This is a genomic window from Sphingomonas citri, from assembly GCF_019429485.1.
Classification (GTDB): Bacteria; Pseudomonadota; Alphaproteobacteria; order Sphingomonadales; family Sphingomonadaceae; genus Sphingomonas; species Sphingomonas citri.
Window position 1 is genome coordinate 12,539 of sequence record NZ_JAHXZN010000002.1, and the last position, 18,245, is coordinate 30,783.

Annotated in this window: 14 protein-coding genes; 5 read left to right on the forward strand and 9 right to left on the reverse strand. The window is 71.7% G+C overall.

From position 1 onward, the window contains the following. Positions 1–16: 16 nt before the first annotated feature. Complete coding sequence (locus tag KZ820_RS08220) at positions 17–2,062, reverse strand: putative bifunctional diguanylate cyclase/phosphodiesterase (protein WP_219748187.1); 2,046 nt, start codon at positions 2,060–2,062, stop codon at positions 17–19. A 118-nt stretch (positions 2,063–2,180) separates the two neighbouring features. On the opposite strand from KZ820_RS08220, the gene KZ820_RS08225 reads away from it, so the two are divergent. Beyond that, entirely contained in the window at positions 2,181–3,980 is a 1,800-nt protein-coding gene (locus tag KZ820_RS08225; RefSeq protein ID WP_219748188.1) for a DUF885 domain-containing protein, read from the forward strand. A 141-nt stretch (positions 3,981–4,121) separates the two neighbouring features. Here KZ820_RS08225 and KZ820_RS08230 read toward each other — a convergent pair whose 3' ends face one another. The 5 genes from KZ820_RS08230 to KZ820_RS08250 form a co-directional block, all read right to left on the reverse strand. Continuing rightward, positions 4,122–7,433: a trifunctional glycoside hydrolase family 18/polysaccharide deacetylase/glycosyltransferase family 2 protein gene (locus KZ820_RS08230; protein ID WP_219748189.1), complete on the reverse strand. Its 3,312-nt coding sequence runs from the start codon at positions 7,431–7,433 to the stop codon at positions 4,122–4,124. A 352-nt stretch (positions 7,434–7,785) separates the two neighbouring features. Beyond that, complete coding sequence (gene mprF, locus KZ820_RS08235) at positions 7,786–10,431, reverse strand: bifunctional lysylphosphatidylglycerol flippase/synthetase MprF (RefSeq protein WP_219748190.1); 2,646 nt, start codon at positions 10,429–10,431, stop codon at positions 7,786–7,788. Then, a complete protein-coding gene (locus KZ820_RS08240) occupies positions 10,424–10,849 on the reverse strand; it encodes a DUF2147 domain-containing protein (protein WP_258048026.1) in 426 nt (141 codons plus the stop codon). The genes mprF and KZ820_RS08240 overlap by 8 nt, the downstream gene beginning before the upstream one ends. A 101-nt stretch (positions 10,850–10,950) precedes the next feature. Continuing rightward, positions 10,951–11,694 carry an AcvB/VirJ family lysyl-phosphatidylglycerol hydrolase gene (locus KZ820_RS08245; protein ID WP_219748191.1) on the reverse strand — a complete coding sequence of 248 codons (744 nt, stop codon included), beginning with the start codon at positions 11,692–11,694 and terminating at the stop codon, positions 10,951–10,953. Between the two features lie 3 nt (positions 11,695–11,697). Next, positions 11,698–12,081 carry a hypothetical protein gene (locus KZ820_RS08250; protein WP_258047971.1) on the reverse strand — a complete coding sequence of 128 codons (384 nt, stop codon included), beginning with the start codon at positions 12,079–12,081 and terminating at the stop codon, positions 11,698–11,700. A 97-nt stretch (positions 12,082–12,178) separates the two neighbouring features. On the opposite strand from KZ820_RS08250, the gene KZ820_RS08255 reads away from it, so the two are divergent. Genes KZ820_RS08255 through KZ820_RS08270 form a run of 4 tightly spaced genes read left to right on the forward strand, consistent with a single transcriptional unit; the run spans position 12,179 to position 15,120 of the window. Beyond that, positions 12,179–12,700, forward strand: a complete 522-nt coding sequence (locus KZ820_RS08255) for a DUF1003 domain-containing protein (protein ID WP_219748192.1) — start codon at positions 12,179–12,181, stop codon at positions 12,698–12,700. Next, positions 12,697–13,056 (forward strand): PDZ domain-containing protein, encoded by a 360-nt coding sequence (locus KZ820_RS08260; RefSeq protein ID WP_219748193.1) that lies wholly within the window; start codon positions 12,697–12,699, stop codon positions 13,054–13,056. Before KZ820_RS08255 ends, KZ820_RS08260 begins: the two co-directional genes overlap by 4 nt. Positions 13,057–13,066: 10 nt before the next feature. Beyond that, entirely contained in the window at positions 13,067–13,753 is a 687-nt protein-coding gene (locus KZ820_RS08265; protein ID WP_219748194.1) for a winged helix-turn-helix domain-containing protein, read from the forward strand. A 17-nt stretch (positions 13,754–13,770) separates the two neighbouring features. After that, positions 13,771–15,120, forward strand: a complete 1,350-nt coding sequence (locus tag KZ820_RS08270; RefSeq protein ID WP_219748195.1) for a HAMP domain-containing sensor histidine kinase — start codon at positions 13,771–13,773, stop codon at positions 15,118–15,120. 192 nt (positions 15,121–15,312) lie between these two features. Here the strand turns inward: KZ820_RS08270 and KZ820_RS08275 are convergent, their stop codons facing one another. Genes KZ820_RS08275 through KZ820_RS08285 form a run of 3 tightly spaced genes read right to left on the reverse strand, consistent with a single transcriptional unit; the run spans position 15,313 to position 18,096 of the window. Then, positions 15,313–15,861 carry a DUF2497 domain-containing protein gene (locus tag KZ820_RS08275; protein WP_219748196.1) on the reverse strand — a complete coding sequence of 183 codons (549 nt, stop codon included), beginning with the start codon at positions 15,859–15,861 and terminating at the stop codon, positions 15,313–15,315. 35 nt (positions 15,862–15,896) lie between these two features. Beyond that, positions 15,897–17,411, reverse strand: a complete 1,515-nt coding sequence (locus KZ820_RS08280) for a TolC family outer membrane protein (protein ID WP_258047972.1) — start codon at positions 17,409–17,411, stop codon at positions 15,897–15,899. A 13-nt stretch (positions 17,412–17,424) separates the two neighbouring features. Further along, positions 17,425–18,096, reverse strand: coding sequence for a protein-L-isoaspartate O-methyltransferase family protein (locus tag KZ820_RS08285; RefSeq protein ID WP_219748197.1), 672 nt, complete (start codon positions 18,094–18,096; stop codon positions 17,425–17,427). Between the last annotated feature and the right edge of the window lie 149 nt (positions 18,097–18,245).

The window sequence follows — 18,245 nt, forward strand, 5'->3', positions numbered from 1 at the left end:
GGTGCGGGTGTCGAGGCTAGCCGATCATCCCCGCATATGCGGCCGAGCGCAAGACCGATTCCAGCCGCTCGGGGCGGCCGAGCAGATAACCCTGCACCTGGGGAAAGCCCCAGCGTCGCAGCAGCGCGAGCTGCTCCTCGGTCTCGACCCCCTCAGCCGCCACGGGCACGCCGAGGCTCTCGCCCAGCGCGGCGATGCTGCGCACGATCGAGGCCGACGGCGCATGGTCGAGCATCGCCGAGACGAAGCTGCGGTCGACCTTGAGCTTGTCGAAGCGGAAGTCGCGCAGGTTGCCGAGCGACGAATAGCCCGTCCCGAAATCGTCCATGACGATGCGCGCCCCGCGGTCCTGCAGCGCGCGAAGTGCGCCGAGCACGTCGTCTCGGCGGTGGCCGAGCAGCGTCGCGCTCTCGGTCACCTCGAACTCGAGCCGCTCGGGCGCGAGCCCATGGCGTTCCGCGAGCGCGAGCAGGTCGGCGGCGAGGTCGGCCTGGCGGAACTGCACCGGCGACAGGTTGAGCGCGACGATCGCGTGGTCTGGCCAGCCGCGCGCCGCCGCCATCGCCTGGTCCGCGACCCAGAGGCCAAGCGAGTCGATCCGCCCACTCGATTCGGCGAGGGGGATGAATTGGTCGGGGCGGATGTCGCCAAGCTCGGGATGGCGCCAGCGCAGCAAGGCCTCATAGCCGATCACTCGCAGCGTCCGCGCGTCGGCCATCGGCTGGTACACCAGCGACATCTCGCCGCGCTCCACCGCGCCTTCGAGATCGCGGGACAGACGCCAGCGCAGCCGCGTCTCCTCCTTGAGCGCCTCGTCGAAGAAGCGCGCGGTGTGCCGCCCCTCCGACTTGGCTCGGTACATCGCCATGTCGGCGAGGTTGTACAGTTCCTCGCGCGCCTGCTCCGCGCCCGATAACGCGACGCCGACGCTCATCTGCACCGGCACCTCGTCGCCCGCCGTCGCATCGCAGGCGCGGAAGATCCGCATCAGCAGCGCCTCGGCGGCGCGCGGTTGATCGGGCGCGACCTGGATGATCGCGAACTCGTCGCCGCCGAGACGCGCCACCATGTCGTCCGCGCGGACGCAGCCGCTCAGCAGCTGCGCGGCGTGGTTGAGCGCACGATCGCCGCCGGCATGGCCGAACCGGTCGTTCACCGACTTGAAGTCGTCGAGATCGATCGCGAACACCGCGACACGCTGACCGGTACGCGTCACGCGCGCGAGGTCCTGCGCCAACCGCTCCTCGAAGAGCAGCCGGTTGGGTAGAGCGGTCAGCATGTCGTGGTGCGCGAGGAACTCGATCCGCTTCTCGGCGCGGCGGCGCTGCTCCACCGCGTCGCGATACTCTCCCAGCCCGCGCGCGAGGTCGCCGATCTCGTCGGCGCGGTCGCGCCCCTCGACCCGCACCTCACCATCGACCGTGCCGAACTGGCGCAGCTGGTCGGCGATGGCGACGATCGGGCGCAACACCTGGCGCCGCAGCCACAGGAAGGAGGCGAGCAGCAGCAGCAGCACGCCGAGCACGCCGAAGACGATGCGCGAGATGCTGGCGTAGAGCTCGCGCGAGCTGCGCGCCACCGCGGCGTCGATGCGGTCGACGAGCCGGCGCCGCGCCTCGGCGCGCTCGCGTTCCAGCACGCGCAGGGCGGCGAGGAACTGCGGCATGTCGCGCGTGATCCGCCGCGGCTCGGCGCGCGCGTCGGCGATCAGCTCACCCGCGAGCCGCGCGAAGTCAGTGGCCGCCGCGTCGCGCGCGGACGCCGCTCCGTAGCTCGCGCGGAAGGCGGCGAGCGCCTGCTCCACGCGCAGCCATTGCGGCGAAGTGATCGGGCGCGGCTGCTCGGCGGCACGGGTCACCTCGCCGATCGCGAGCCGCAGCTGCTGCTGCGCGCGGTCCTGCGCGTCCTCGACGCGGAGGCGCTCGCTCAGCCGCCGCACCGACTGGTTGGCGTGGCGCACGTCGCCCGCGACCATCCAGCCGGCGGCGAGCAGCAGCAGCACCACCGCCACGACGGTTCCGAACGCGGCAATCACACGGGTCGAGATCGAGGTCGGCAGCACAGCTCCTCCGGGGACGAGCGTATTATACGGCAAGGCTTACTCAATGATGAGCGGCGCCGATCGCTTGCTTACCCCGTCCTGCCCCGGCACACACGCGGTGCATAGGGAGAAGCTATTGATGAACAGGCGTGATTTCATCGGCGCTGCGACCGCTGGTGCGGCCGTCGCGGCGTTGCCCGCGGTGGCCACGACTCGGGCCGGCGGGGATGCCGCGCTGCGCACGACGCTCGACCGCTTCTTCTACGCGCGGCTCGACGAGAGCCCCGAGCAGGCGACCCGGCTGGGGCTCGACAGCGGCGCGCGGGCCGGGCTGAAGCGCCGGCTCGACGATGGCTCGACCACTGGCCAGGCGCGCGCGCTGGCCCGTGCGCGGCAGGAACTTGCCGAGCTCCAGCGCTTCGATCGCGCCGCGCTGTCGCCCGCGGCGCAGCTCGACCTCGACGTCGTCACCTATCAACTCAGCCGCGCGATCGGCGGCAGCGAGCGCTTCCGCTACGGCGCGACGATGGGCCGGTTCGCGCCCTATATCCTGAGCCAGCTCACCGGCGCCTATCGCGACGTGCCGGACTTCCTGGAGTCGCAACACCGCGTCCGCGACGGCGCCGAAGCCGACGCCTATCTGGCGCGGGTCGAGGCGCTCGCCGGCGCGATCGAGGACGACACCGCGCGTCAGCGCGCCGATGCTGCGCGCGGCGTGTTCGCGCCCGACTATATCCTCGACACGACGCTCAAGCAGCTCGCCGCCTTCCGCGACCAGCCGCCCGAGCAGACCGTCGCGGTGGTCGCGTTCGCCGCCAAGCTCGCCGCGGCGGGCCTGCCGGGCGAGCGCTCCGCGCGGGCGCGCGCGCTGGTGGCGGAGAAGGTGTTCCCCGCGCTCGACCGCCAGCGCGCGCTCGTCACCGAATTGCGCGCGCGTGCCACGCACGACGCAGGCTGCTGGCGCCTGCCTGACGGCGACGCTTATTATGCCGCCGCTGCCGAGGCCGCGACCACGGTGCCGATGTCGGGCGACGAGATCCACCGCCTCGGCCTCGCCCAGGTGGCGGAGATCTCCGGCCGCATCGATACGATCCTGAAGGCACAGGGCATGGCGCAGGGTACGGTCGGCGAGCGGCTGGTCGCGCTCAACAAGCGCCCCGACCAGCTCTTCCCCAACACCGATCCCGGGCGCGAGGCGCTGCTGGCGCAGCTCACCCGCCAGATCGCGGCGATGCAGAAGCGGCTGCCCGAGGCGTTCGCCTCCCTGCCCAAGGCACCGGTCGAGGTGCGACGCGTGCCCGCCTCGATCCAGGCCGGCGCGCCTGGCGGCTATTACGAGAACGCCTCGCTCGACGGCTCCCGACCCGCGATCTACTATATCAACCTGCGCGACACGTTCGACCGGCCCAAGTTCGGGCTGGCCACGCTGACGCATCACGAGGCGGTGCCGGGGCACCACCTCCAGGTAATGCTCGCGCTGGAGAGCGAGGACATCCCGCTGATCCGACGCCGCGGCTTCTTCTCGGGCTATTCGGAGGGGTGGGCGCTCTACGCCGAGCAGCTCGCCGACGAGATGGGGATGTACGAGGGCGACCCGCTCGGTCAGGTCGGCTACCTCCAGTCGCTGCTGTTCCGCGCCACGCGGCTGGTGGTGGACAGCGGCATGCACGCCAAACGCTGGAGCCGCGAGCAGGCGACCGACTATCTGATCGCCACCACCGGGATCGCGCGCGGGCGCAGCCAGGGCGAGATCGACCGCTACACCGTCTGGCCCGGCCAGGCGTGCAGCTACAAGATCGGCCATACCGTCTGGACCCGGCTGCGCGACGAGGCGAAGGCCAAGCCGGGCTTCGACCTCAAGCGCTTCCACGAGGTGCTGCGGCTCGGCGCCATGCCGCTGACGGTGCTCGAGCGCGTGGTGCGCGAGCGCTCGGTCTAGGCTCGCCCCGCCTCACTTGCCGTCATCCTGAGCTCGTCTCAGGATCCACCGGGCCGCGAAGTCAGGAGCGGCGGCTACAGCGCACGGTGGATACTGAGACGAGCTAGGGTGACGCCGCGTGTGAGCGTGCGGCGCCTGCTCTCACGCCGCTCCCGCCGCTGTCACGCGGCCGCTGCGCTCGAGCTTGCCCCAGCCGACCAGCCAGCCGCCGATCGCCGCCGCGATCGCGCGCAGCACCACCCAATACATGATCTGCCGGTACACCAACCGTTGCGCCACCAGCAGATGCGCGGGGTAGCGCGCGCGATGGCCGTCGAGGCGATAGGCGATCCCGCCGCACAGCACGTCGATCGCGGTGAACGCGAGCCAGTAGACACCCATGCGCGCGACATCGCCGCTGGTCTGCGCCCAGCCGTGCTGCGCCACGCGCAGCGCGGTACCACCGATCGAGACGAGCAGCGCCAGGTCGATCAGCGGCGAGATCGCGGCGAAGGCGATCTGGAACAACCACGCCTGCGGGAGACCCACCAGCGCCAGCCCCGACGGCTTGCGCGTGCGCAGCACCGCGCGGTGCTTCCACAGGCATTGCAGCGTGCCGAACGCCCAGCGGAAGCGCTGCTTGGCGAGCGCGCGGAAGCTCTCGGGCGCCTCGGTCCAGGCGATCGCGCTGGGGTCGTAGGTGACTCGCCAGCCGGCACGCTGGATCGCGATGGTGAGGTCCTGGTCCTCCGCCAGCGTGTCCTCGGGATAGCCGCCGACCGCGTCGAGCGCGGCGCGCCGCCACGCGCCGACCGCGCCGGGCACCACCGTCATCGCGTCGAAGCCGGCGAGCGCGCGCCGCTCGAGGTTCTGCGCGGTGATATATTCCACCGCCTGCCAGCGGGTGACGAGGTTGACTCGGTTGCCGACACGGGCGTCGCCCGCGACCGCGCCGATCCGCTCGTCGGCGAACCAGCGCGCGAGGCGGCGGATCGTCGCTGGCTCGAACTGCGTGTCGGCGTCGAGCGCGATCACCACCCCGCCGGTCGCTGACAGCAGCGCGCGGTTGAGCGCCGCCGCCTTGCCGCCGTTGACCAGGGTGAGCAGGCGCACGCGCGGGTCATTCGCGAAAGCGGCCTGGACGACCGCGCTGGTGCGGTCCTTCGAACCGTCGTCGGCGACGATCACCTCGAGTTGTGGATAGTCGCTCGCCAGCACGCGCTGGATCGACGAGACGATCACGCGCTCCTCGTTGTAGGCGGGGATCACGACCGAGACGCTGGGCGCGAACACCGGCGGCTCGGGCCGCTTGCGCCGCGCCTGTACCCAGGCGAGCCCGGCCATCAGCACCGCGCGCGCGATGCCGAGCGAGATCGCGAGATAGAACAGCCAGGCCAGCGCCCCGGCCAGCGCGGCGAGCACGACGAACACCGCCACGTCGGTCCGCACCGCCCAGAGGTCACCCTCCGCCACGGGCGGCATCGCCTGCGCCGCGCTGGCGCCGACCAGCTGCGACGCGGTGACGAAGGTATAGCCCTCGCCGCGCAGCTGCCGGATGATGCGCGGCAGCGCCGCCACGGTCTCGGACCGGTCACCGCCGCCGTCGTGGAGCAGGATGACGTTGCCCGACTTCTCGGGTGTGGCCGAGTGGACTTGGTCGAGCACCTGCTGGACGATCGCGTCCTCACCCGGCCGCTGCCAGTCGTTCGGGTCGACGTGGAGGCCGACGACCGTATAGCCCGCCTGCTGCGCCTGGAGTGCGGGCTCGAGCTCGTCGGTCGTGGTCGGCTCGGCGTCGCCGAAATAAGGCGCGCGGAACAGCGTCATCGAGCGGCCGGTATAGGCCTGCACCAGCCGCTGCGTGGCGTTGAGCTCGAGCGCGGTCTCGCGTGGGCCCAGCCGCGCCATGTTCGGGTGCGTGTAGCTGTGATTGCCGATCTCGTCCCCGTCGCGCACGATGCGGTTGAGCAGCGCGGGATGCTGCAGCGCGTTGCCGCCGATGACGAAGAAGGTCGCGGGCACGCGCGCCGCCTCGAGCACGTCGAGGATGCGCGGCGTCCAGGTCGCGTCGGGGCCGTCGTCGAAGGTCAACGCCAGCTTCTTCGGGTCGGCCGCGCCGGCGCGGCGGACGACATAGGGGGTAGGCAGCGAGTCGTAGCGCTCGCGCCGGATCAATCCCTGCGGGTCGGCCCAGAGCGTGCGCTGCCCCGGCGTCGGCGTCGCGGTGATGCGGAGGATCTCGCCCGATCCCTCGATGTCGGTGTTGAGCAGCGAGGAGGGGCGGCGCAGGTCGGGGCGGCCGCCGGTACGCATCGCGACGAGATCGGCCCAGAAGCCCTGGTCCTCGCTGCCCAGCCGCCATAGCGCGACACCGCCGATGTTGAGCTGGCGCAGCACCTGCATCTCGTTCCAGCTGGTCGCGGCGTCGAGCATCCAGATCGTGTGGCGCTGACCGTCCTCGTCATAGGCGAAATTGGCGTTGCCGCTGGCGGAATCGAAGCTGATCGGCGCCTCGCTGTCGTGCGCGGCCAGCCACGCCTCCTCGATCGACAGCGCGTCGGTCGAGTCGCCGTGCCAGTCATAGGCGTAGCTGCCGAGCGCGACGACCAGCTTGTCCGCGGGCACGACCCGGCGCGCCGCCTCGACCTCGCGGATGAACCAGTCCTGCGCCGCGATCGGGCCGGGCGTGCCGCCCTCCCAATGCTGGTCATAGGCCATCAGGATGACCTTTTCGGTCGCCTGCGCGATCGCGGCGAGCGGCCAGCTGTCGTCCTCCGCGGGGACGGTCACCGCGAGCGTGGTCCCCTTGGGCAGGGCGGCGTGGAGGCTGCGCAGGAAGGCGACATAGGGGCGCATGGCCGTCTCGGGCAGCGACTCGAAGTCCATCACCAGGCCGCCGGCGTGCCGCTGCGCGACATAGGCCGCGAGCCGCTGCGCCAGCGCGGCCCGTGCGCTCGGATCGGCGAGCAGCGCGGCGCTGCCCTTGCCGTCCCACTGCTCCTCGCCGAGATTCTGCACCATCGGCAGCACCTTGGGTGCGTGCGGCAGCGCCGCCAGGCTGCGCTCGAAGGCGCCGTCGCGCTCGACCGTGACGCGATGCTGCGGCCCCGCGACGCTGACCAGCGCCGGCACGACCCAGTCGAGCGCCGCGGCGTTGCGGCGGAAGGAGGCGAGGCTGTCGTCGTTGCCCGGCACGTAGAAGGCGATGCTGAGCGGCGCGTTGTCCGCGCTCTTCGCCGCCGCGTGGCGGTGCGGCAGCCAGGCGGCGAGCCCGTGGCGGCGCTGCTCGCCGCGCGCCGCGGCGGCGTGCGCGCGCGGCAGCGGCAGGCGCAGGTCGACCCCGCGCGGGACCGCCACCAGCGTGGTGGCGAAGGCGATGGCCGCCGCGATCACCGCGATCAGCAGGGTCGCGATCACGCGCTTGGAGCGGCGGCTGCGGCGACCGGTGGGATCGAAGAAGACGGGGGCGGACATGGGCTGACCTTGCATGGACGCGCGACGCGCGGGAACGATCGTCCCCTACCCCGCCGCGGATAATCACCGCGTGGGCCGAGGCTTACAAGTTCGTCATGATCCAGTCTGGCAGGGTCGCTCACCCGCCCGCTGGTCGCAAGCTAGCCTAACACACCCGAGCGGTACCAGCGCCGGATCGCGGGCAATCGAGTCAACTCGCAGCCGCAGCGCCGGCAGCTCGTGTGTGCGGCGCCGTTGGCGTCGATCGTCACGCGACGATTCGGCAGGTGCCGGCCGGCGCGGCACTCCGCCGGCATCGGCTCGTCCCCCGCCGCGGCGTGCGCGCCACCGCTCGCCCCCAGTCCGGCGGGTCTCACGACGACGCCAGGTTGAGCAGGGCGTCGACCGGACGCGGCGGCGTCACCTGGAAGCGCGCCATCATCCCGCCCGCACGCGGCGCCGCCGTTGTCGCCGCGGCGGACGGCTTGCCGACCAGCAGCGAGAGGTCGCGCAGCGCCTTGATCATCGCCAGTCCGCGCGGCGCGGCGATGTAGCGCGGTTCCCACTCCGGCGCGAACTTCTCCTTGTAGGTACGCAGTCCGCGAAAGCCGTAGAAGCGCTCGCCGTGGTGGAAGATCAGCGCCGCCGCGCGCGCCCAGGCGGGGGCGAGCCGCCGCCCCGCGATGCCCGAGAGCGGCGCGATGCCGAGCGAGAAGCGGCGGAAGCCGCGCTCGCGCGCCCAATCGATCAGGTGGACGAACAGGAAGTCCATCGTCCCGGCAGGCATGTCGTCGCGATGGCGCATCAGGTCGACCGAGGCCTCGTTGCGCCCCTCGGTGAGCCACAGGTTGGCGAAGGCGACGACCCGGCCCTCGACGCAGACCAGCGCCATGTCGAAGTGACCGAGATAGTCGCGATCGAAACGGCCGAGGCTGAAGCCCTTCTCATTGTGCCCCTTGGCGCGCATCCACTCGTCCGAGATGGCGGCGAGCTCGTCAATGATCACCGGCACCGCGGCGGCGGGGACGATGCGGAACTCGGCGCCTTTACGCGCGGCGGCGCGCTCCGCCTTGCGGACGGAGCGCAGACGCGGCACGTCGAGCACGAACGACGTCAGGTCGACGATCGCTTCCTCGCCGTACTTCACGATCTGCAACCCCATGCCGATCGCGAGATCGAGCACCAGCCCGGTGACCTGATAGAGCAGAAGCCGGCCCTGCGCACGGTCGGCGAGGTCGCGGATCCGCCATAGCAGCTCGCCCCACGTTTCGGCCGGGCCGATCGGGTCACCCATGATGATCCAGCTGGTGCCGCGCACCTGGTACATTAGCATCGCGCGGCCATCCTCGGAGAGCAGGAAGCGCTTGTCGCCGGTCAGCGCCAACATCGCGTCGGTACGTTCGGCGTTGGCGAGCACGCGCGCCACCGCGGCGGGATCGGCGGGAACGTCGGGCACGCTACGCGCCGGCCCGAGCAGCCGCCACATGGCCACGGCAGCGAGCATCACCGCGACCGCCAGGGTCGCACGCAGGAAACGCGGCGCGTCACCGTGCAGCGCGAAATGCCACCATAGATCGTCGTCGTACGGCACGTGCCGGTAGGCGATCAGACCGACCCACGCGGCGACTCCGACGGCGACGGCCACCGCGATCAGCCACGCGCTCGACAGCGGCGCCTGCGTCAGCGCGGTACGACGGTAGAAGGCACCGCGAGTCCACTGCAGCAGCGCGGCGAGCGCGAGGCACACCGCGGCTTCCTCATAATCGATGCCCTTCGCCAGCGAGAAAGCGGCACCGGCGAGCAGCAGCGCGCGCGTGGCGACGAAGGCGCCGTCGAGCCGACGGTACAGGCCGGGCGCGAGCAGCAGCAGCCCGGTACCGACGAGGCTCGCGGCGACGTGGCTCGCCTCGATGAAGGGTAAAGGCAACAGCGCGTGGAGCGCGCCGATACGCGGCGCCAGCGCGGGCAGCGAACCAGAGAGCAGCAGCATCGCGCCGCCGGCGAAGCTGGCCGCGGCGAGCACCAGCGGCGCCACCTCGCTCGCCAGCGCGCTCGAGTCGCGCAGCAGTCGCGGCAGGCCGTGCTGGCGGCGGCCCTCGTGCCACGCCAGCAGCGCCACGCCGAGGGCGAGCGGCAGCACATAATAGACCAGGCGATAGGCGATCAGCGCCGCCACCAGTGCGGCGCGGTCACCCGGCACCACCGCCAGCACCACCGCCTCGAACACACCGATCCCGCCGGGAACGTGAGTCACCAGCGCGACGACGATGCCTAGCGCATAGGCCAGCACGAAGGCGGGGAGCAGCGCGACCGGCGCGTGCGGGATCAGCACGAACAGCGCCGCCGCGGCCGCCGCGGTGTCGACCAGCGCGATGGCGATCTGCGCCACCGCCTGCGACGCGCTCGGCAGCGGCAGCGTGAAGCGCCACACGCGCAGCGGCCCGTGCGCCACGCCGCAGGCGGCTACCAGCGCGACCACTCCGACGAGCACCGCGGCGCCGATCGCTTGTGCCATGGCGGCGCTCAGCGTCACGTCCGCGAGCGCGATCGGGCCGTCGCGCAGCGTCAGCGCGGCCCCCGCCACGGTGATGACGCCGAGCCAGAAGGTCGCGCTGGCGATGCCGACGACGCGCGCGACATCGGGTCCGTCGAGGCCGGCGGCGGTATAGACGCGGTAGCGCGCCGACCCTCCCGTGAGCAGCGCGAGCCCGAGATTGTGCGACAGCGTGTAGCTGGTGAACGACCCCAGCGCGGCGACGCGCCAGGGCAGTGGCCGACCGATAACGCGCAGCGCCATCGCGTCGTAGAGCGTCAGCGCCAGATAGCTGAGCGCGGTGAAGCCCAGCGCCAGCGCGATCTGCGTACCCGACAGGCCGTGGATCGCCGCGCGAACGTCGGCGAGGTGAATCTCGCGGGTCAACCGCTCGACCGCGGCGAAGCCGAGACCGAGCAATAGGGCCACCGCCGCCACGGTGGCGGGGGTGCGATAGCGTTCGAGACGGGCGCGAAGCTCAGGCATGCGGCGGCTGCGCGACGCGGTGCCACAGCTGCGAGCGGCACACGAGACCGTGGAGAATGCACCCCTTCACACGCAGCCCGTCGCTGCCGACCGGCTCGATCTTCGAGTAGAAGCGCCGGCCCATGTCGGGCACGAAGACGGTGCCGACCCAGCCACCCGACGTCGGCCGGTAGTTCTCGAGCAGCTGGGTGCCGATCAGCCCGGTGACGCCGCCTTCGCGAGCGTCGGCCTGCGCCTCGGCGCTGGCCCAGACAATCCAGCCGCACAGCCGGTCGCCGCAAGCGCCCGTTCGCACCGCCACCGATCCATAGGGATTGAGCCACGTTCCCAGCGGGCTCGCCGTCGGGGCGGCCGACGCCCCGACCGGGAGCGCGAACGCCGTCGCCACCGCGATCGCCGTCGCCATCATCCCGCGCATGCTTCTCACGTGTTCAATCCCCTGCTCTGTTTGAGCGACCGTGTAGGACGGCGCGCATTGCGAGAGGCTCGTCGTCGACTGAATTATCGGTAATGTGGCGCTCAGCGGCCCTGCTGGACGGCCTGCCACAGCGCCGCGCACAGCCGATCCGGGTCATGGTTGAGGTAATGGTCGCCGGGCAGCGTCACGACGCGCACGTTGCGCTGGCGCCATCGCGGACACAGGCTGTTGGCCTCGGTCGCCCCGTGGACGCAGAGCACGGGCGCCCAGTCGACGCTGCGCGCGCTCGGCAAGGCGGCGCGATCGGGCGGGCCATCGAACAGCCCGCCCGGGCTGGCGCGGAACAGCAAGGTGTCGCCCGGCACCGCGAAGATCAGCTGCGGCACACGCGCGCGCAGCGGCAGCGGCAACAGGCTCGCGCCATATTGCAGCATGTCGGCGCCGAACGACTGGCCCACCAGCAGCACGCGCTGCGCGCCCGGCAGCGCGAGCGCGCGACGGGTCGCCTCCGCCACCAGCGCGGCCGCCTCGGCGGGGCTGCGCCCCTCACGAAAGGCGGTGAGCGAGTTGATCTCGAACACGGGGATACCGTGCGCGGCCAGCATCCGGCCGATGTGCGGCGTCATGCCCGCGTCGAAGCCGGAATCGCCCGAGAACAGCACCGCCACCATGCCGCGCTGCGCCGGCGAAGGCTTCGCCGCCGCCGGCACCAGCCGGTACATCGAGGGGCTGTAGTAACCGAGCGCGCCGAGATAGCCGAGCACCACCAGCCCCAATGCGGCGAGCAGCGCGAGCGCCACACCGAGTGGGTTACGGCGGCGCGGCGACACGGGAAAGTCGGTCATGGCTCAGGCACTCAGCGCGTAGGTGATGACGAAGCAGGCCGCGGTGAGCAGCAGCATGGCGAGGATGAAACAGGCATCGGCGAGCTGCTCCATCAGGTGCAGCCGGCGATGCGAGGCGCCGCGCAGCGCGACATAGGACGTCAGCGTCGCGACCAGGAACAGCAGCGAGTCGATCGCGAGCAGGTCGTCCGCCACGCCGGCGCGACGGCCGCTCGCCACTCCGAGGTGGAGCAGGCCGATGCCGGTGAGGCAGACACCCACCATCGCCGAGGCGATCGGGCAGATCAGCCGGCAGATGCGCTCGTCCAGTGCGGCGCGCGGGGTAAGCGGCGACTCCATCAGCCCCGCCCTGCCCGCCGCCGCCTGCCAGCGCTCTGACAAAAACATTATCGATTCGTCATCTTACGCTCATCGCTCGAACAGCCGTACGCTGGCACAACAGGCTCGACGCCCCGCGCCGTGGCGTCAGCGGAGACCGTCGCGCATGGCCAGCCACCCCGTTCACGCTTTCGCCGCGCGCCTGCTCGGCAAATCCCCCGCGGCGCTGGACGCGGAGGAGCGCCGCGTTCTCACCAAGATCGAGGAGCGGCTGCCGATCGCGCGCGACGCGGGCGACGTCGACGACGAGACCGCGACGCTCGGCGACCGGCTCGCCGATCGAGTCGCCGCGGTGGGCGGCTCCTGGGGCTTCATCCTTGCCTTCACGCTGCTGCTGGTCAGCTGGATGCTGCTCAACAGCGGCGTGCTGCCACGGCTCGGCCACGCCTTCGACCCGTATCCCTACATCTTCCTCAACCTGATGCTGTCGACGCTCGCCGCGATCCAGGCGCCCGTGATCATGATGAGCCAGAACCGCCAGGCGGCGAAGGATCGGCTCGCCGCGCGGCTCGACTATGAGGTCAATCTGCGCGCCGAGCTGGAGATCCTGCGGCTCCACGACATGATCGAGCACGCCGTCTCTGCGCGGCTGGACGAGTTGCTCGAGCGCCGGCCCGCGGCATCATGACCGGGCTTCAGCCGCTCGACCGCGCGGTGCTCGCCTCCGCGCTGCTCGCGGCGCTCGGCTCGGCGCTGGCGCTGCGCGGCGTCCACCAGCTTCATCACGCGCGCGGCGACTCGGTCGGTGCCACCTTCGTCGCCACCGCGCCCACGCGCGGCGTACTGCCGATGGTGACCAGCCTGCGCGCGGGCGGCCCCGCGGAGCGCGCCGGGCTGCTCGTCGGCGATCTCGTCGAGCGGATCGACGGCCGTGCCCCCGCGACGCTTGCGGAGGTACAGCGCGAGATGGCAACACACCCGCTGGTGAAGCTGGTGGTGCGGCGCGGCGCGCGCGACCTGCCGATCGAGGTCCGCGGGCAGTGAGAGGAACAGCGTGTCGCAGAAGATCCTGCTGATCGAGGACGATGCCGCCACCGCCGATTTCGTCGCCAAGGGGCTGAGCGAAGAGGGCTTCGTGGTCGATCGCGCCGATAATGGTCGCGACGGCCTGTTCCACGCCACCGACGGCAGCTACGATTGCGTCGTGCTCGATCGCATGTTGCCCGGCATCGACGGCATGGCGGTGCTCGCGGCGATGCGCGGCGCCGGCATCGAGACGCCGGTGATCGTGCTCTCCGCGCTCGGCTCACCGGAGGATCGGGTGAAGGGGCTGACGAACGGCTCCGACGACTATCTGGTCAAGCCGTTCGCCTTCGCCGAACTGCTCGCGCGCATCCGGCTGCTGGTCCGCCGCGGCCGCAGCGCGCCAGCGGTGGAGACGGTGTTGCGCTGCGACGATCTCGAGGTCGATCTGCTCGCCCGCCGCGTCAAGCGTGCCGGCAAGACGATCGAGTTGCAACCGCGCGAGTTCCGGCTGCTCGAATTCATGCTGCGCCACGCCGAGCAGGTGGTCACGCGCACGATGCTGCTCGAGGGCGTGTGGGACTATCACTTCGATCCCGGCACCAACGTGATCGACGTGCATCTCAGCCGGCTGCGCAAGAAGGTCGACGAGGGCTTCGCGCGACCTCTGCTCCACACCGTGCGCGGCTCGGGCTACCGGCTCGGCGTGAACCCCTAAGATGTGCGGGCGCTGAGGTGCACTGGCGCTCGACCACCGCGCGCTTCGCCGCGCTGGTCTTCCTGCTGCAAGTGGCCGCGGCGGCGACGCTGCTGCTGACGCTGCGCGCGATCGTGCGCGGCCAGGTGTACGATCGCGCGCTCGCCACCGAGGAGGTGTTGCGCCAGGACCTGCTCGCGATCCAGAGCGACACGGGTACCGCCGCGCTGGCGCGCGCGATCGAGCTGCGCGGCGCGCGTCCCGCCCGCGCGGGCGCGGTGGTGCTGCTCGCGGACGCGGCGGGCAACCGACTCGCCGGAAATCTCTCCGCCTGGCCGCCCAACATTCTCCCCGACGACGGCACCATCGCCGTGGAGCTCTACCGCCGCCGCCACGACGCGCCCGAGGCGATGCTGGTGCGCGCGACCCGGCTGCCTGGCGGCGCGCGGCTGCTCACGGGTAGCGTGGTGGAGGGTGAGCGCCGCACGGTGCGCCTGCTCGAGGCGGCGATGCTGGTGGCCTTGTCGCTCGCGATCGCCTTTGCCGCGCTCGCCGCCTGGCTGGCGGCGCGGATGATCGTCACCCGCCTCGACGACACGGTGGCGACGCTGCGCGCCGTGCGCGGCGGTGATCTGTCGCGCCGCGTCGCCGATGATCGCAGCGGGGACGCCTTCGCGCTGCTCGCCGACGCGGTGAACGCCACGCTGGACCGGCTCGACTCGCTGGTCAGCGAGCTCACGATCGCCACCGACACACTCGCGCACGATTTGAAGTCGCCGCTCACCCGGCTGCGCTCGGCGCTGGAACGCGCCGCCGCGCAGGTGAGCGAGCCCGCCGCGCAGGAGGCGGTCGATCGCGCACTCGGCGAGGGCGAGCGCGTGCTCGCGCTGGTCGAGACCGCGCTGCGCATCACGCGCGCCGAGGCGGGCATCGGGCGCGAGTCGTTCGCGCCGGTCGACGTCGCCAACGAGCTGGAGCAGCTCGCCGAGATCTACGGGCCGCTGGCGGAGGACGCCGATCGTGTGATCCGGGTGGTCGCGCCGGAGCCTCTGACGCTGCCGTTGCACCGCGAGCTGATCGCGCAGGCGCTCGGCAACCTGATCGACAATGCGCTGAAATATGGCGCCGGCACGATCACGCTGTCGCTCACGGTCACGTCGCATGCCGCTACCGTGAGCGTCGCCGACGAAGGTACCGGCATCGCGCCCGAGCATCGCGCCGTCGCCCTGAGCCGCTTCGGCCGGGTCGATGAGGCGCGTGGCGGCAATGGTGCCGGGCTGGGGCTCTCGCTGGTCGCCGCGGTGGCGCGGCTGCACGGCGGCAGCGTCACGCTCGACGACGCCGCGCCGGGACTGGTGGTGGCGCTGGAGCTGCCGCTACGGTCGTGAAGATGAGCGCGGCGGATTCAAGAGCATAGAGAGTGGAGGGTCGCTCGACGTCGCCCCGCTCACCGTCGCCCCGGCGGACGCAGGGGCCCGGTTGAGAGGACCGTTGTGACTGAGACGCTACGTCACCCAACTGGACCCCAGCCTTCGCCGGGGTGGCGGCGGGACGCGTTCTGGATGTGGGACGGGCGAAATCTATCCCTGCCCCGCGGTGATCTTGGCGATCTCGCGCGCGACCATCTGCTCGACCAGTCGCGGCAAGTTGTGATCGAGCCAGTCGCTCAGCATCGGGCGCAGCATGTCCCGCACCAGCCCCTCGAGCGTCCCGTCGCTATCGGGCTCCGGTTTTACTACCAACCGCGACAGCGCGCCGAGGGCGCCCCGGGTCGCCTCTACCGTCGCCGGCGATACCGCCGGCTCGGGCGCGGCGGCAGCCCCGGCCGGCGTCGATGCGGGGCTCGCCAGGGGCGGCGGCGCGAAGCTCGGCTCGGCCTGGGTGAAGCTCGGCCCCGGTTGCTCCGGCACGCGCTGCTCGGCCGCTCGCTGCTCCGGGAAGCGGGCGGGTTCCGGCGCGGGCGTCGGCGCGGCGAGCGAGTCGTTGAGCTCGAGGACATGGTCGCGATCGTGGCCGCCGAGCGGGCGTGGCGCCGGGCGGCGCGTCGGCTGGGTCTCGCCTTCCTTGATCACCCGCTTGATCGAGGCGAGGATGTCCTCCATCGAGGGCTCGGCGTTCAGATCCGCCATCACTTGGTCCCCACAGCGTGTTTTCCCGCGCTAGATCAAGGGCGCGGCCGGTCCACACCTGTCGTCAACGCGGGTGATCTGTCAACATTGCTCTCGAGCAGAGGATCCAGCTCGCGGGTGACCTTGGCGTCCTGCGCACCGATCGCGGCGGTGCTGGCGGCGACCGGCTCGGCCGCGCGGGTGCGCGCGAAATCGTTGAAGCGCCCGCGCGTCGCGCGATAGTTGACCGTCGGATCGTACAGCGCGCCGCCGTCGAGCCCGAGATCCTCCGCCTCGGCATGGCCCATCGCCGCGAGCAGCGAGAAGCCCGCGACATAGGCGTCGCGTCGAGCACTGACGAGCGTCACCTGGCTGTTGAGCAGCTCCTGCTCGGCGTTGAGGATGTCGAGGATGGTGCGCGTGCCGACGCTGTTCTCGGCGCGCACGCCCTCGAGGCTGAGCTTGTTGGCGTTGACCGCCGCCTCGGCCGAGGCGATCACCTCGAGCGAAGAGCGCCACACCGCATAGGCCGAGCGTGCCTGCGCCACCACCTGGCGCTCGGCGCCAGTAGCCTGCTCGATCGCCTGGCCGCGCAGCTCCTGCGCCTGTCGCAACTGCGCCGCGACGCGTCCACCCTGGAAGATCGGTAGGTTGATCGAGGCGCCGATGGCGGTGGCGGTGCCGGTCTGGCCGACGCCGAGCCCCGCGGCGTTGCCGCGCCCGAGCGTGCCGAGATAGTTGAAGTAATTCTGCCCGAGCGTGGCGCCGAGTTGCGGCAGGCGCCCCGCGCGCGCGACCTTGACGTCATAGTCGGTTGCCTCGCGCACCTTGCGCGCGGCGAGCAGGTTGGGATTGTCCTGCAGCGCGATCTCGACGGCGGCATCGGCGCTGTCCGGCAGCTTGGGCAGCGCGGGCGGCTGCTCGAGCGTGCCCGGGGGCGCGCCGACCAGCCGGACGTAGTTCTCGCGGCTCGAGATCAGCGTCGCCTGCGCGGACTGGAGCTGCGCCCGCGCGAGGCTGAGCCGCGCCTGCGACTGCGCCACGTCGGTGCGGGTGAGATCACCCACCTCGAAGCGGTCGCGGCTGGCGCGCAGGTTGGTCTCCAGCACGCGCACGTTCTGCGCGTTGAGCGCGACGATCGCCTCGTCGCGGATCACGTTGTTGTAGGCGCCGACCACGTCGGTGAAGGTGCTCGCCTCGACGCCGCGCAGGTTGGCCAGCCCCGCTTCGACCCGCGTCTCGGCGGCGCGGACGCCGTATTTCACCCGTCCGCCCTGGTAGATCGGCAGCGTCACCCCGGCCGAGGCGCTCAGCTGGCGCTCGGGCGTGGTGAAGCTGTTGCCGCCGCGCAGCAGATTCTCGTTGATCCCGGTCGAGGTCGAGAGCACCGGCCGTCCGCCGGCGCGCGCGATCGGCACGTTCTCGTCGTTGGCGCGCTGCGCCGCGCGCTGCGCGGTCAGCGTCGGGTTGTTCTGATAGGCCTTGGCCAGCGCGTCGCGCAGCGTCTCGGCGGAGAGCGGCGTGCTCGCCAGCGCGAGCAGCGGGAGCAGCGGCAGCGAACGTCGGCGCAAGCGGATACCTCGATCAGAAGGTGAAGCCGCGCGGTTTGGCGAAACCGGGCAGGCGGACGGAGTCGATGTCGGCGAAGGGCGTCAGCGCGGTCGCGGCGCCGCGGTGCGCGCCGGCGGCGAGGCGGAACACGCCGCGCTCGATCAGGCCGGTCACGATCCTGCCGCCGTCGGCGACCTGGGTGAGCAGGGTCGAGGGCAGCTCCTCGACCGCGCCGTCGACCAGCAGCACGTCATAGGGCGCGCCCGCGGCATGGCCCTGCGCGAGCGGCGCCTCGACGAGCGTGACGTTGCGCTCGTCCGCGAGCGCGGCGCGCGCGTGCACGGCGAGGTCGGGCGACTCTTCCACCGCGACGACGTCCGCGACGATCCGCGCCAGCACCGCCGCGGTATAGCCCGCCGCCGCCCCGATCAGCAGCACGCGGTCGCTCGGGCGCAGCCGCGCCTCGACCAGCAACCGCGCGGTGGCGAGCGGCGTGTTGAGCGCGCGCCCCTGCCCCAGCGCGATCGCGGTGTCGCGATAGGCCATCGCGGTCGATGCGGCAGGGACGAAGCGCTCGCGCGGCACGTCCGCCATCGCCGCCACCACGCGCGGATCGGTCACCGCGACGGTGCGCAGCTGGCTCGCCACCATCGCCTGGCGCATCGCGGTGAAGTCGTCGTCACGGAGGGTGGCTGCGGCGGTCATCGGACGTTCCTGTGACATAGCTGTTTTAGTAATGCAACACACGTTGCGCGTGGCGGGTTTGTATCGCGCGGCGGCGGCTTCGCCAATCACTTTGCCGCGCGGCGGCGCTTGACAGCCGGCGCCGCTGCCCGCAGATGCGCGCCTCCACG

Excerpts from the sequence above, each read along its gene's own strand:
- KZ820_RS08245 (WP_219748191.1), bottom strand. The coding sequence starts at position 11,694 with ATGACCGACTTTCCCGTGTCGCCGCGCCGCCGTAACCCACTCGGTGTG.
- KZ820_RS08275 (WP_219748196.1), bottom strand. The coding sequence starts at position 15,861 with ATGGCGGATCTGAACGCCGAGCCCTCGATGGAGGACATCCTCGCCTCG.
- KZ820_RS08255 (WP_219748192.1), top strand. The coding sequence starts at position 12,179 with ATGGCCAGCCACCCCGTTCACGCTTTCGCCGCGCGCCTGCTCGGCAAA.
- KZ820_RS08230 (WP_219748189.1), bottom strand. The coding sequence starts at position 7,433 with ATGTCCGCCCCCGTCTTCTTCGATCCCACCGGTCGCCGCAGCCGCCGC.
- KZ820_RS08260 (WP_219748193.1), top strand. The coding sequence starts at position 12,697 with ATGACCGGGCTTCAGCCGCTCGACCGCGCGGTGCTCGCCTCCGCGCTG.
- KZ820_RS08250 (WP_258047971.1), bottom strand. The coding sequence starts at position 12,081 with ATGTTTTTGTCAGAGCGCTGGCAGGCGGCGGCGGGCAGGGCGGGGCTG.
- KZ820_RS08225 (WP_219748188.1), top strand. The coding sequence starts at position 2,181 with ATGAACAGGCGTGATTTCATCGGCGCTGCGACCGCTGGTGCGGCCGTC.
- mprF (WP_219748190.1), bottom strand. The coding sequence starts at position 10,431 with ATGCCTGAGCTTCGCGCCCGTCTCGAACGCTATCGCACCCCCGCCACC.
- KZ820_RS08285 (WP_219748197.1), bottom strand. The coding sequence starts at position 18,096 with ATGACCGCCGCAGCCACCCTCCGTGACGACGACTTCACCGCGATGCGC.
- KZ820_RS08240 (WP_258048026.1), bottom strand. The coding sequence starts at position 10,849 with ATGCGCGGGATGATGGCGACGGCGATCGCGGTGGCGACGGCGTTCGCG.